General features: G+C 71.0%; 12 protein-coding genes. 7 read left to right on the forward strand and 5 right to left on the reverse strand.

The window, feature by feature from the left end; genetic code table 11:
• Nucleotides 1–66 precede the first annotated feature (66 nt).
• The 5 genes from HNR57_RS27720 (at nucleotide 67) to HNR57_RS27740 (ending at nucleotide 4301) form a co-directional block, all read left to right on the forward strand.
• Nucleotides 67–759: a maleylpyruvate isomerase family mycothiol-dependent enzyme gene (locus tag HNR57_RS27720; RefSeq protein ID WP_184564052.1), complete on the forward strand. Its 693-nt coding sequence runs from the start codon at nucleotides 67–69 to the stop codon at nucleotides 757–759.
• A gap of 9 nt (nucleotides 760–768) precedes the next feature.
• Nucleotides 769–1425, forward strand: a complete 657-nt coding sequence (locus HNR57_RS27725; RefSeq protein ID WP_184564054.1) for an MBL fold metallo-hydrolase — start codon at nucleotides 769–771, stop codon at nucleotides 1423–1425.
• Between the two features lie 361 nt (nucleotides 1426–1786).
• Complete coding sequence (locus HNR57_RS27730) at nucleotides 1787–2659, forward strand: ABC transporter substrate-binding protein (RefSeq protein WP_184564056.1); 873 nt, start codon at nucleotides 1787–1789, stop codon at nucleotides 2657–2659.
• Complete coding sequence (locus tag HNR57_RS27735; protein WP_184564058.1) at nucleotides 2656–3552, forward strand: amino acid ABC transporter permease; 897 nt, start codon at nucleotides 2656–2658, stop codon at nucleotides 3550–3552. Before HNR57_RS27730 ends, HNR57_RS27735 begins: the two co-directional genes overlap by 4 nt.
• Complete coding sequence (locus HNR57_RS27740; protein WP_184564060.1) at nucleotides 3549–4301, forward strand: amino acid ABC transporter ATP-binding protein; 753 nt, start codon at nucleotides 3549–3551, stop codon at nucleotides 4299–4301. Before HNR57_RS27735 ends, HNR57_RS27740 begins: the two co-directional genes overlap by 4 nt.
• A 76-nt stretch (nucleotides 4302–4377) precedes the next feature.
• Here the strand turns inward: HNR57_RS27740 and aroQ are convergent, their stop codons facing one another.
• Nucleotides 4378–4851 carry a type II 3-dehydroquinate dehydratase gene (aroQ, locus tag HNR57_RS27745; RefSeq protein ID WP_184564062.1) on the reverse strand — a complete coding sequence of 158 codons (474 nt, stop codon included), beginning with the start codon at nucleotides 4849–4851 and terminating at the stop codon, nucleotides 4378–4380.
• Nucleotides 4852–5131: 280 nt separating this feature from the next.
• Here aroQ and HNR57_RS27750 point away from each other — a divergent pair, with 280 nt between their 5' ends.
• Both HNR57_RS27750 and HNR57_RS27755 read left to right on the forward strand, forming a co-directional pair.
• Entirely contained in the window at nucleotides 5132–6187 is a 1056-nt protein-coding gene (locus HNR57_RS27750) for a S66 family peptidase (protein WP_184564064.1), read from the forward strand.
• Nucleotides 6188–6282: 95 nt separating this feature from the next.
• Nucleotides 6283–7557 (forward strand): MFS transporter, encoded by a 1275-nt coding sequence (locus HNR57_RS27755; protein WP_184564066.1) that lies wholly within the window; start codon nucleotides 6283–6285, stop codon nucleotides 7555–7557.
• A gap of 60 nt (nucleotides 7558–7617) precedes the next feature.
• On the opposite strand, the gene HNR57_RS27760 is transcribed toward HNR57_RS27755, so the two are convergent.
• From HNR57_RS27760 to HNR57_RS27775, 4 genes are all read right to left on the reverse strand, one after another.
• Nucleotides 7618–8718: a calcium:cation antiporter gene (locus HNR57_RS27760; protein WP_184564068.1), complete on the reverse strand. Its 1101-nt coding sequence runs from the start codon at nucleotides 8716–8718 to the stop codon at nucleotides 7618–7620.
• A gap of 72 nt (nucleotides 8719–8790) precedes the next feature.
• On the reverse strand, nucleotides 8791–9084 hold the full coding sequence (locus HNR57_RS27765) for a hypothetical protein (RefSeq protein WP_313674932.1): 294 nt from the start codon (nucleotides 9082–9084) through the stop codon (nucleotides 8791–8793).
• Nucleotides 9085–9231: 147 nt separating this feature from the next.
• Complete coding sequence (locus HNR57_RS27770; RefSeq protein ID WP_184564079.1) at nucleotides 9232–10233, reverse strand: TerC/Alx family metal homeostasis membrane protein; 1002 nt, start codon at nucleotides 10231–10233, stop codon at nucleotides 9232–9234.
• A 223-nt stretch (nucleotides 10234–10456) separates the two neighbouring features.
• Nucleotides 10457–12475 (reverse strand): TerD family protein, encoded by a 2019-nt coding sequence (locus HNR57_RS27775; protein ID WP_184564081.1) that lies wholly within the window; start codon nucleotides 12473–12475, stop codon nucleotides 10457–10459.
• Nucleotides 12476–12544 lie beyond the last annotated feature (69 nt).

Here is a 12544-nt window from a genome sequence, read left to right on the forward strand (position 1 = left end):
GCTTTCGATTATCGGCACTGCTTCACCACCTTCACCCGAAGGAGTGGCGGAGCTAAGGTCAGCACCATGATTGATCACGCTCATGACCTGGTGTCTGTACGGGACGCGACGGAGCGGCTGCTGACCGCAGTCGGCAATCTGGACAACGCCTCTGTGACGCAGCCGTCACGGCTGCCCGGCTGGAGCCGCGGCCATGTCCTGGCCCACCTGGCGCGCAACGCGGACGCCCTCGTGAACGTGCTCGAAGGGCGCCCCATGTACGTCTCCGGCGAGGCCCGGGACACCGACATCGAGCGGGACGCCCCCCGTGCCCTCGACGTCCAGCTCGCCGACCTGCGCGAGAGCGCGGCCCGCTTCCAGGAGGCCGGGGACGCCCCCGCGGACTGGTCGCGCACGGTGGAGCTGCGCAACGGGGTCACGGACTCCGCGTCCCGGGTGCCGTTCCGGCGGTGGGTGGAGGTGGAACTGCACCACGTGGACCTGGGGATCGGATACGAGCTGGAGGATCTGCCGGCGGAGTTCACCGAGCGGGAGATCGGCTTCCTCGCCGACCGGTTCTCCGGGCATCCCGACGTACCGGCCACCCGCGTCACGGACGGCACGCGCGCGTGGAGCACCGGGCGGCAGCCGGGCGGGCAGGCGCCCGAGGTCACCGTCACGGGCCCTCCGGCCGACCTGCTCGGCTGGCTCGCCGGCCGCCGCGACGGATCCGCGCTGGCCTCGGCCGGCGGCCCGCTTCCGGCGCTGCCGCCGCTATAGGCTGGCGACATGACGTACAGCGGAGAGGTGACGGTCGGCGGACCGGCCGATGTGCACGAGCTCAAGGACCTGATGATCACCAAGATTGCGGTGGGTCCGATGAACAACAACGCCTATCTGCTGCGCTGCCGGGCCACGGACGAGCAATTGCTCATCGACGCCGCGAACGAGGCGGACACGCTGCTCGGCATGATCGGTGGCGACGGCATCGCGTCCGTCGTCACCACCCACCGGCACGGCGACCACTGGCAGGCGCTCGCCGAAGTGGTGGCAGCCACCGGCGCCCGCACCTACGCGGGCCGGGAGGACGCCGAGGGCATCCCCGTACGGACCGACGTACCGGTCGACGACGGCGACACCATCCGGGTGGGGCGCGTGGAACTCACCGCGCGCCATCTGGTCGGGCACACGCCCGGTTCGATCGCCCTCGTCTACGACGACCCGCACGGGCATCCCCATGTGTTCACCGGGGACTGCCTGTTCCCCGGCGGTGTGGGCAACACCAACAAGGACCCCGAGGCGTTCGCCAGTCTCCTCCACGACGTCGAGACCAAGATCTTCGATGCCCTCCCGGACGAGACCTGGGTCTACCCGGGGCACGGCAACGACACGAGCCTGGGCGCGGAGCGCCCGCACCTGCCGGAGTGGCACGCGCGCGGGTGGTGAGGCAGGCGCACGGGGCGGTGAGCGGCTGCGCGGGTGGTGAAGGGCCGCGCGGGGCGCCATCACGTTGAGGGGTGAGCCGCGTACGCGCCCCGTGTGAATCGTTCGCACACTCCGGTGTCGCACGCGCGCTCCCCCCGAACCTGGTTGCGCAGTCAACTGATAGCAGCCCCGCGCAGGATGACGGCTCCTGGGCGGTTGGGCCGCCGGCCTGTCGTTCCCCGCCCTCGGCCGGCGGCCCCGGCACAGGCCAACACGGCCGCACCCGGGGCGTGTTCACAGGATTGCAACACCCGTTCCCACGATCCGGACATGTGGCGTCGTGACCTCGACAAACGGGACCCCCGGCTGTCAATCTCCCGCCATGCATCCTGCCCCGCGCGCCCTGCGCCGCGCCGCCGTCGCCGTCGTCCTCCTCGCCGCCGCTGTGAGCTGCGCTCCGCAGCCGGAGGAGTCGGGCAAGCCGTCGCCGTCCGCCGGGAGCGCGTGCGAGAAGGGCGAGTTGGCCACCCGGACCTCGGGCAAGCTGACGATCGCCACCGACGAGCCCGCCTACGAACCGTGGTTCAAGGACGGCAAGCCGGCCAACGGCAAGGGATTCGAGTCGGCCGTCGCCTACGCCGTCGCCGACCGGCTCGGCTACGCCAAGGACAAGGTCGCCTGGCAGACCGTCCCCTTCAACAAGGCCTTCGCGCCCGGTGAGAAGACCTTCGACTTCGACATCAACCAGGTGTCCATCAGCGAGGAGCGCAAGAAGGCCGTGGACTTCTCCTCCGGCTACTACGACGTGCGCCAGGCCGTCGTCGCGCTGAAGGACTCCAAGGCGGCGAAGGCGAACAGCATCGCGGAGCTGAAGGGCGTGAAGCTGGGCGCGCAGGTCGGCACCACCAGCCTCGGCTACATCGACGACGTGGTGCGGCCCACGCAGGCGGCAGCCGTGTACGCCAAGAACGACCAGGCCAAGTCCGCGCTCAAGAACGGCCAGGTCGACGCGATCGTCGTCGATCTGCCGACCGCGTTCTACATCACCGGGGCCGAGGTCACCGACGCGACGATCGTCGGTCAGTTCGAGCAACAGGGCGGCACGCCCGAGCAGTTCGGCCTCGTGCTCGACAAGGGCAGCGCGCTCACGTCCTGCGTCTCGCGGGCCGTGGACACCCTGCGTGGGGACGGCACGCTCGCGAAGATCGAGCAGCAGTGGCTGTCGGACGCCGTCGACGCGCCGGTGCTCAAGTGACGCTCGGCAAGGAGGAGCTGGGCTCCGGCGAGCGCGACGCGGCGGACGACTACGTCCCGTCGCAGCGGCGCCGGGACCGGGAGCGGTACAAGCGCGCCCGCGCCCGGCGCGCGACGGCGATCGGCGCGCTCTCCACCCTCGTCACCGCGGTCGTCCTCTACCTGGTCGTCGTCAGCGCCCCGGGCTGGCCGCGCACCAAGGAGACCTTCTTCGACCCGGGATACGCGCGCGAGGCGCTCCCGAAGGTCCTGGAAGGGCTGTGGCTGAACGTCCGGCTGCTGCTGATCTGCGGTGCCGCCGTGCTCGTCCTCGGCATGCTGATCGCCGTCGCCCGCACGCTGCGCGGCCCGGTGTTCTTCCCCCTGCGGTTCCTGGCCGCCGCGTACACGGACTTCTTCCGGGGGCTGCCGCTCATCATCAACCTGATGATCGTGGTCCTCGGCGTCCCGGCGCTGCGGCTGCAGGGCGTGACCGTCGACCCGGTGCTGCTCGGCGGCACCGCGCTCACCCTGACGTACTCGGCGTACGTGGCCGAGGTGTTCCGCGCCGGCATCGAGTCCGTGCACCCCTCGCAGCGCGCAGCGGCCCGCTCGCTGGGGCTGAGCAACCGGCAGGCACTGCGGTACGTGGTACTGCCCCAGGCGGTGCGCCGCCAGGTGCCGCCGCTGCTGAACGACCTGGTGTCGCTGCAGAAGGACACCGGGCTCGTCTCGATCGGCGGTGCGGTGGACGCCGTACGGGCCGCCGACATCATCGTGGGCCGCAGCCTCAACTACACGCCGTACATCGTGGCGGGGCTGGTCTTCGTCGCGCTGACGATCCCCATGACCCGCTTCACGGACTGGGTGACGGCCCGGATGGACCGCCGGCAGGCCCAGGGAGGAGCCATATGAGCGGGACCCCCGTGCTGCGCATGGAGTCCGTCCGCAAGACCTTCGGCGGCTCGGTCGTCCTGCGGGACGTCGCCCTTGAGGTCGCCCCGCACACCGTCACCGCGCTGATCGGCGCCTCCGGCTCCGGCAAGTCCACGCTGCTGCGGTGCGCCAACCTGCTGGAGGAGATCGACGACGGGGCGATCTGGCTGGACGACGAGGAGATCACCGACCCGCGGGCCGACCAGGACGCGGTGCGGCGCCGGATCGGCGTGGTCTTCCAGGCGTACAACCTGTTCCCGCACATGTCGGTCCTGGACAACATCACGCTCGCCCCGCGCCGTGTGCACGGTGTGCCCCGGGCCGAGGCCGAGGCCCGCGCGCGTGAACTGCTGGAGCGGCTGGGGCTCGGCGGGAAGGCGGGCGAGTATCCGGACCGGCTGAGCGGCGGACAGCAGCAGCGGGTGGCGATCGTGCGCGCCCTGGCCGTACGCCCCCGGCTGCTGCTGCTCGACGAGATCACCGCTGCGCTCGATCCCGAGCTGGTGGGCGAGGTGCTCACCGTCGTCCGCGATCTGAAGGACGAGGGCATGACCATGGTGCTGGCCACCCACGAGATGGCCTTCGCCCGGGAGGTCGCCGACCAGGTGTGCTTCCTTGAGGGCGGCGTGGTGCTGGAGCGCGGCACCGCCGAGCAGGTCTTCGGGGATCCGCGGCAGGAGCGCACGCGGCGCTTCCTGCGGCGGATCGTGGAGGCGGGGAGGCTGTAGGAAGCCGCCGGGCCGTGCGGGGCCGCCTGGATGTAAGGGGCGCCCGCCATGGTCGGCGGGCCTTACCCGCAACGGTTCACGCGTCCGCCGTGCCCGCTCCCGCCAGCGCCGCGACGCGCTCCACACCGAACACGTACCCCTGCACGCCGCAGCCCGCGATGACCCCGTCGGCGCGCAGCGAGACGTACGAGTGGTGCCGGAACGACTCGCGCTGGTGGATGTTGGAGATGTGGACCTCCAGCACCGGCAGCCCGTCGCAGGTGTTGAGGGCGTCCAGGATGGCGACGGAGGTGTGCGAATAGGCACCGGGGTTGATCACGATGCCGGAGTGGTTCAGCCGCGCCTCGTGGATCCAGTCGACCAGCTCGCCCTCGTGGTTGGACTGGCGGAAGTCGACGGTACCGCCGTGCGCTGCCGCCGCCTTGGCGCACAGGGCCTCGACGTCGGCGAGGGTGTCGGAGCCGTAGATCTCCGGCTGGCGCTGGCCGAGGAGGTTCAGGTTGGGCCCGTTGAGGATCATGATCGGGGCGTGGGCCAGGGTGCGGGGCACGGTTCCTCCGGTCCGTTCGGGGTCGGGCGGCCGGGGCGGACCGCCGCTCACAGCCGGTCTATCACGGTGCGCGGGCGGATACCGTCCCGGTCCGTGCACCGGTCCTGCCGGGTGCGCGGGCCGATGTCGCCCGGTGCGTGTGTCGATCCCGTCGTGCGCCGGCCGATCCGGCCCGGTGCGCAGGCCGGATTCATCACGGTGCACAGGCCGGATTCATCGCGGTGCGCAGGCCGGATTTATCACGGTGCGCCGGCAGCCCACCGGACCGTAGCCTCCCGGTATGACGAGCCCGAGCAGCCCGGCCTATCCCCCCAAGCCGTCCCCCGGTGACCGCATCGCCGTGATCTCGCCGTCCTCCGGCCTGCCGGGACTCTTCCCGCTCCCCTACGAACTCGGCCTGGAGCGGCTCCGCAAGGAGTACGGGCTGGAGCCGGTCGAGTATCCGGCGACCCTCACGATGGGCTCCACGCCCCAGGAGAGGGCCGCCGACATCCACGCGGCCTTCGCCGACCCGGGGATCAAGGCCGTCATCGCGTCGATCGGCGGCGACGACCAGATCACCGTGCTGCCGTACCTGGACCGCGAGTTGATCCGCGCCAACCCGAAGCCGTTCTTCGGGATGAGCGACAACACGAACCTGCTCGCGTTCCTGCGCACCTGCGGCGTCGTCGGCTTCCACGGGGGGAGCGTGATGTGCGAGCTGGGCCGCCCCGGGGCCATGCACCCGCAGACCGCCGAGTCCCTGCGGGCGGCCCTGTTCACCTCGGGGCCCTACGAGTTGAGGCCCGCCGGGCGGTGGCGTGACATCGACCGGGACTGGGCGGACCCGGCCACCTTCGACGCGGAGCCGGAGACCCGGCCCGGCACCGGCTGGACCTGGGTCAACCCCGACCGGGTCATCGAGGGCCGCAGTTGGGGCGGCTGCCTGGAGATCCTCGCCTGGCTGCTGATGGCCGACCGCGAGATCGCGCGCGACCCGTCCGAGTACGACGGCGGCGTGCTGCTCCTGGAGACCTCGGAAGGCATGCCGAGTGCCACAGAGGTCTTCACCACCCTGCGGAGCATGGGCGAGCGCGGACTGCTGGGGCGCTTCCCTGCCCTGCTGATGGGCCGGCCGAAGACATGGTCCTTCGAGCGGCCCAACACCCCGGAGGAGGCGGCTCGTTACGCGACCGACCAGCGGGAGGCAGTCCTGCGCGCCATGCGGACCTATGCCCCCGACACCACGATCGTCTTCGACGTGGACTTCGGGCACACCGATCCGCAACTGGTGATCCCGTACGGCGGCACCGTGCGCGTGGACGGACCCGCCCGGCGCATCACGGTCACGTACTGAAGGCCCCCCAAGCCCTCCGCGCGCCCCCGTAACTCGCGATCACGGTGGGTAGTTGACGCGGCATGCACGACGTACGCATCGTAAGAACACCCTCCATGCCACGCCTCGCGGCCGCCTCGCTCGCCGGCACGGCCATCGAGTTCTACGACTTCTTCGTCTACGGCACCGCGGCGGCCCTGATCCTGGGGCCGCTGTTCTTCCCGACCTTCTCCCCGGTGGCCGGGACACTGGCCGCCTTCGCCACCTTCGGTGTGGGTTTCGTGGCCCGGCCGCTCGGGTCGGTGCTGTTCGGGCACATCGGGGACCGGCGCGGGCGGCGCCTGGTGCTCGTCGCCTCCCTGCTGCTGACCGGGGCCTCCACGGTCGCGGTCGGCTGCGTGCCGACGTACGACTCGATCGGCGTGGTCGCTCCGCTGCTTCTCCTGGTGCTGCGCTTCCTCCAGGGGCTGGGGCTCGGCGGGGAGTGGGGCGGGGCGGTACTGCTGGCCGTGGAGCACGCTCCGGCCGAGCGGCGCGCCCTGTGGTCGAGCTTCCCGCAGGTCGGGCCCGCGCTGGGGTTCCTGCTCGCCAACGGGGTGGTGCTGGGGCTGTCCTCGGCGCTGACCGAGGCGCAGTTCGCCGCGTGGGGGTGGCGGGTGCCGTTCTGGGCGGCGGGAGTGCTGGCCGTCGTGGGGCTATGGCTGCGGTCGTCGCTGGCCGAGAGCCCCTCCTTCCTCGAGATCGACGACCACGCGCGCGTGCCGCTCGCCGAAGTCGTACGCGACCACTGGCGGCTCCTCCTGCTGACCGGCGGAGGACTCGCGATCGGCTACGCGATCTTCTACGCCGTGACGACCTGGTCCCTCGCCTACGGGACGGAACGGCTCGGGGTGAGCCGCAGCGTCATGCTGACCTGCATCATGGGCGCGGTGCTCGTGAAGGGTGCGCTCACCCCGCTGATGGCGTTGCTCGGGGACCGCTACGGCCGGCGGCCCCTGTGCCTGGCCGGGTGTGCGGCCGCCGCGCTGTGGATGTTCCCCATGGTCGCGCTGCTCGCCACGGGGGCGCCTCTGCCGATGTTCCTCGGCTTCCTGGGTGCGATGCTCGCGTTCATCACCATGTTCGCCGTGATCGCCGCGTATCTGCCGGAGCTGTACGAGCCGCGGGTGCGTTGCACCGGTGCCGCCGTCGGATACAACCTCGGCGGGGTCGTGGGGGGTGCGCTCACACCGGTCGTGGCGACGGCCCTGGCCGAGCAGGGCGGGCGGGTGCCGTGGGGCGTGGCCGCGTACCTGACGGCGATCGCGCTGTTCAGCCTCGGGTGCTTCGCGATGCTGCCGGAGACGCGTCCGGTGCGGGTGGGTGCGGCTGCGGAGGCCCCCGCGGGGTGAGCCGCGGTGCTGGTGTCATTGGCGGCTGCGCGCAGCCGCCTCCCGTGGGCGTCTGCTCGCCTACGGGTTGATCGCCAGCTCCAGGTACGCCGCGAACAGCACCAGGTGGACCCCGCCCTGGAGCGGTGTGGCCCGGCCCGGCACCACGGTCAGTGAGGCGACCACCACGGTCAGGGCGAGCAGCACCATGTGGGTCGCGCCCAGGCCGAGGACCAGGGGGCCGGAGAGCCATACCGAGGCCAGGGCGACGGCGGGGATGGTCAGGCCGATGCTGGCCATGGCGGAGCCGAGGGCAAGGTTGAGACTGGTCTGCACCCGGTCGCGTCGGGCGGAGCGCAGTGCGGCGATGGTCTCCGGGAGCAGCACCAGCAGTGCGATGACCACGCCGACCACGGCCTGGGGCAGTCCGGCCGCCTCCACCCCGGACTCGATGGTCGGCGAGACCCCCTTGGCCAGGCCGACCACGCCGATCAGGGCGAGGCCCAGCAGGCCCAGGCTGATCAGGGCGGTGCGGGCGCTCGGCGCCTCGGCGTGCTCCTCTTCGGTGATCACCTCTCCGTGGCGGGTGATCGGCAGGAAGTAGTCCCGGTGCCGCCGGGTCTGTGTGGTGACGAAGAGGCCGTACAGGATGAGCGAGGAGAGCGCCGCGAAGGTCAGCTGGACGGTGGAGAACTCCGGCCCCGGCTTGCTGGTGGTGAAGGTCGGCAGGACCAGGCTGAGGGTGGCGAGGGTCGCGACGGTCGCCAGTGCGGCGCCGGTGCCTTCGGGGTTGAAAATGGCTGTACCGTGCCGCAGCGAGGCGACCAGCAGGCACAGGCCGACGATGCCGTTGCATGTGATCATCACGGCTGCGAAGACCGTGTCCCGGGCCAGCGTCGCGCTCTTGTCCCCGCCGTCGATCATCAGGGTCACGATGAGGGCGACCTCGATGATCGTGACGGCGACGGCGAGCACGAGGGAGCCGAACGGTTCACCGACCCGGTGGGCCACCACTTCGGCGTGATGCACTGCGGCCAGAACGGCGCCCGCGAGGACCAGCGTCACCAGCACGACGATGCCCGCCGGCAGATCACGCCCCCAGGTGAAGACCAGCAGCACGGCCGCGAGCAGGGGGACCAGAGTCGTCCACTGTGCCGTGAGCGGCCTGCGCCGAGCGGTCATGCCGTGATCGTCGCAGACGTGAAGAGGCCTCGCACTGCGGTCGCGCGATGCCCCTGAACCTGTGCCGCGGAGCTACTCGAGGTCACGCGCGTCCACGAGGTCGCAGTTGGTGAACACCCGCTCGTTGAGGGAGAGGGCGTCCAGTCGCTCCGCCATCCGGCTGGTTTCGGGGTCATCACTGTTACGCATGGCCTCCTCGAACGATGCGAACTCGATGAGCGCGAGATAGCGGTTGGGCCTGTCCCGGTCCTTCAGGAGCATGCTGCGGGTGGGACCGCCCGTCCGGCCGGCGGAGCGCTGCCCGGCTTCCTCGATCACCTGCTGCATGTCTGCCAGGCGGTCGGTCTCGAAGTCGATGATCTGCACGAATTTCACGGTGCCTCCAACCGGCCTCCGCGTTCCCCGGAGGAGGAACGCACCCAGGAACAAGCAAGCACCAGGAGCGGTGGTCGGCAATTCGCCGAGCACCGCTCCCGAGCATGATTCTCCTTGGTCCGATGGGGCCGGACGGGGTCAGACGTCGATGCTGTCCTTGCTGGCGCCGTCGCTCTTCTCCTGAGCCGCCTCGGCCGCCGCCTGCTTCTTGGAAGCGCGCAGGCTGGTGATCGTGGTGACGATCAGGACGGCGCAGATCACGCCGAGCGAGACCGGAATGCTGATCTCGGGGACGTGTACCCCGGACTCGTGCAGCGCGTGCAGCACCAGCTTCACGCCGATGAAGCCCAGGATGATCGACAGTCCGTAGCTGAGGTGGACCAGCTTCTTGAGCAGGCCGCCGATGAGGAAGTACAGCTGGCGCAGACCCATCAGGGCGAACGCGTTGGCCGTGAAGACGATGTACGGGTCCTGTGTCAGGCCGAAGATCGCGGGGATGGAGTCCAGGGCGAAGAGGACATCGGTGGTGCCGATGGCCAGCATCACGACCAGCATCGGGGTCATGACCCGCTTGCCGTTCTCCTGGATCCACAGCTTGGTGCCGTGGTAGCGGTCGGCTACGCCGAAGCGGCGCTCGGCCGCCTTGAGCAGCTTGTTCTCCTCCCAGTCCTCATCGTCCTCGTCCGCCCGGGCCTCCTGGATGAGCTTCCAGGCGGTGTAGATGAGGAACGCGCCGAAGATGTAGAACACCCAGGCGAAGCTGGCGAGGATCGCCGCACCGGCGGCGATGAAGATCGCTCGCAGGACCAAGGCTATGAGGACACCGATCAGCAGCACACGCTGCTGGTACTGCGACGGCACCGCGAACTTCGCCATGATCAGGACGAAGACGAAGAGGTTGTCGACGCTGAGTGACTTCTCGGTGATGAAGCCGGCGAAGAACTCACCGGCGGGCTGGCCGCCGGCGAACAGGAGCAGGCCGAGGCCGAAGAGCGCGGCCAGGACGATCCATACGATCGTCCAGATCCCGGCTTCCTTGATCGAAACGTCGTGCGGCTTGCGGCCGATGAAGAAGTCGACCGCGATGAGGGCGGCAAGGCCCACGATCGTCAGGACCCATAGGGTCATGGAAACATCCACTGCGCCTCCGGCAGTCGTAACGGCAAATGTCAGCGTCGTCGCTGCCGGAGGTCTCTTCCACCCAAGGATGGGCCGACGCCCCGGGATCTGGCCTGATCCGTATTGACGGGTACGCCGCAGCAGACAGGGAGTACTCCCCTCCGTGCCGTCAACAGTACCCCAAATACCAAGAACAGGTAAAGCAATTGGCAAAAGGAAGGCCAAAACCCCTGATCAGAGAGCTTTACGTGTACTTGGTACGGGCGGTGGCCACCTGGGAGAGCACCTGCTGGAGGACCTGGCTGCCGGGCGGCACGAGCGACGGCTCGTACGTCCAGGCGTGACCGACCCACGGGTCGGCGAGGTGATCGTCGGCCACCGGCGTCAGTCGCAGCAGCGAACGCCACAGCGGGTCGAGCAAAGGCCCGTACCCGGAGGACTGCTCACGGTCGGCCACCATCATCAGGTGGACGCCGAAGGCGGGACCCTCGTCGGCGAGGTAGCGCAGCTGGTTCACGGCCCGGTCGTCGAAGCCGTGCGGGAAGTCGTTGACGATCAGGAGCTGCTGGGAGGTGTCGAAGCCGGGCGGGAGGGAGTCGGCGGCGCCGCCCCGGACCGCCATCTGCACCAGGTCGACCCGCTGGGTGAGCCGGCCCAGCACGTCCGCCACCCCGGCGGCCCCGAGCGCGGGCGGGGCCGCGAGCACACCGGTCTGCACGAGGGGCGCCAGCGGTTGCGCCCCCGAACCGGCCGGGTCGATGACGTGGACGGTGAACTCGCCCGCCGGGTAGACGGCGAGCAGCCGGGCCGCGTGCGCGACCGCCGTCTCCATGGCGAGACAGCTCATGGCGTGGGAATCGGTGAACGAACCGTCGGACGATCCGGCCGAGCCGCTGTCGATCCACAGGCCGCGCTCCAGCGGCAGCCGGACCAGCATCGGAATGCGGATCCGCTCCGCCTCGGGGAGGTGGAGGTCGCCCAGGCGCAGGGCCATGGGGATCTCCATCGGCACCCGATAGGCGTGCCACGCCGGGTTGTCCCAGCGGGCGTACGCCGGCGGCAGTGCCGGTTCGACGACGTCGGCCTCGGCGGCGAGCTGCGCGAGGTCCCGGTCGAGGGCCTCCCGGGCCTGGGAGACGAGCTGGGCGTGCCGGGCCCGGGCCGCCTCGCGGGCGGCGTCACCCTGCCCGCCGATCCGGCTGCGCGGGTCGGAGAGGACCTGCTCCAGCTCCTTGTCCATGCGTGACTCGGCGAAGTCGACGGCGCTGCGGTAGGCGGCGGTGGTGCGGGCCAGGTCCTCGAACATGCCCCACACCTGGTTGTAGAGCCGCTCCTCCATCGACCAGCCGGTCGCGTCACCCGCGACGGGCTGTGCGGGCTGCCCGGGTGCGGCCGGGGGCGCGGTCGGCGGAGGCGGGGGCGGAGCGGCGTTCTGGCGGCGCGGGTGGCTGTAGTCGATGGGGCCGCCGGACGTGGGGGCGGAGGGCTGGGTGACGGCGTCGGGGTCCGGCGCGGAGCCGGGATACGACGGCTGCTGCGGAGCGGGCTGCCCGGGACCGCCGGGCGTCTGGCCGCCGTAGGGCGACACCGGTGGCACGGGCCCCGGCTGAGGCGCGGTGCCCCCCTGGTCCGGGCCGAGGGCGGGAGCCGCCGCCTGCCGGGAGCGGTCGCCGTCCGCCGTGCGCGGCGGGGGCGCCTGCACCGAGCGGGCCAGCCCCTGGGACACCGCGTCGTTGATGCTGCCGGCGAGCTGGTGGGCCTGCGGCAGTTCCTGGTCGGTGAGGAGTTCGGCGAGGCCTCCCGCATAGCCCTGGCCGACGGCGCGCACCTTCCAGGCGCCCTGCCGGCGGTAGAGCTCCAGGGCGACGACGGCCGACTCGGCCTCCAGGCCGGTGATGGTGTAGCTGGCGACCTCGCCGCCGTCGAGACCGGTGACCGCGACGAAGGGGGCCGCCACCGCACCGAAACGGACCGGCCCCGACCCCCCGACGGGGAGGGCGAGCAGCACGCTCACCCGGTGGACGGCCTCCGGCACGGCGTCCAGGTCCACCGCGAGGCGATGGTCCGCGGCGGCCTGCCGGGAGACCTCGAGACCCGGCTGGGTGGGTGCGCCCGGGTGGGCCACCCACTCCGCGCCGTGGATCCGGCCGTTCTCGTCACCGAGCGCGGCCACGGCCACGATCGGCGTACCGGCCGAGATCCGGATCTCGAGACGGGCCTGGGAGAGCGGGTGGTTCTGCCCCCGCACCAGCTCGGCCGTCATCGCCTTCGTCCCCCATGTGTCGTTGTGTGGAGTCGGGTACTGCTCGCCTGGCCCGCCGGTCCGGGCCCG

The organism is Streptomyces paradoxus (genome assembly GCF_014202475.1).
Classification (GTDB): domain Bacteria; phylum Actinomycetota; class Actinomycetes; order Streptomycetales; family Streptomycetaceae; genus Streptomyces; species Streptomyces paradoxus.

Bases quoted from the DNA above. Each gene is read 5' to 3' on its own strand.
- HNR57_RS27720 (WP_184564052.1), top strand. From the start codon at position 67: ATGATTGATCACGCTCATGACCTGGTGTCTGTACGGGACGCGACGGAG.
- HNR57_RS27725 (WP_184564054.1), top strand. From the start codon at position 769: ATGACGTACAGCGGAGAGGTGACGGTCGGCGGACCGGCCGATGTGCAC.
- HNR57_RS27730 (WP_184564056.1), top strand. From the start codon at position 1,787: ATGCATCCTGCCCCGCGCGCCCTGCGCCGCGCCGCCGTCGCCGTCGTC.
- HNR57_RS27740 (WP_184564060.1), top strand. From the start codon at position 3,549: ATGAGCGGGACCCCCGTGCTGCGCATGGAGTCCGTCCGCAAGACCTTC.
- HNR57_RS27750 (WP_184564064.1), top strand. From the start codon at position 5,132: ATGACGAGCCCGAGCAGCCCGGCCTATCCCCCCAAGCCGTCCCCCGGT.
- HNR57_RS27755 (WP_184564066.1), top strand. From the start codon at position 6,283: ATGCCACGCCTCGCGGCCGCCTCGCTCGCCGGCACGGCCATCGAGTTC.
- HNR57_RS27760 (WP_184564068.1), bottom strand. From the start codon at position 8,718: ATGACCGCTCGGCGCAGGCCGCTCACGGCACAGTGGACGACTCTGGTC.
- HNR57_RS27775 (WP_184564081.1), bottom strand. From the start codon at position 12,475: ATGACGGCCGAGCTGGTGCGGGGGCAGAACCACCCGCTCTCCCAGGCC.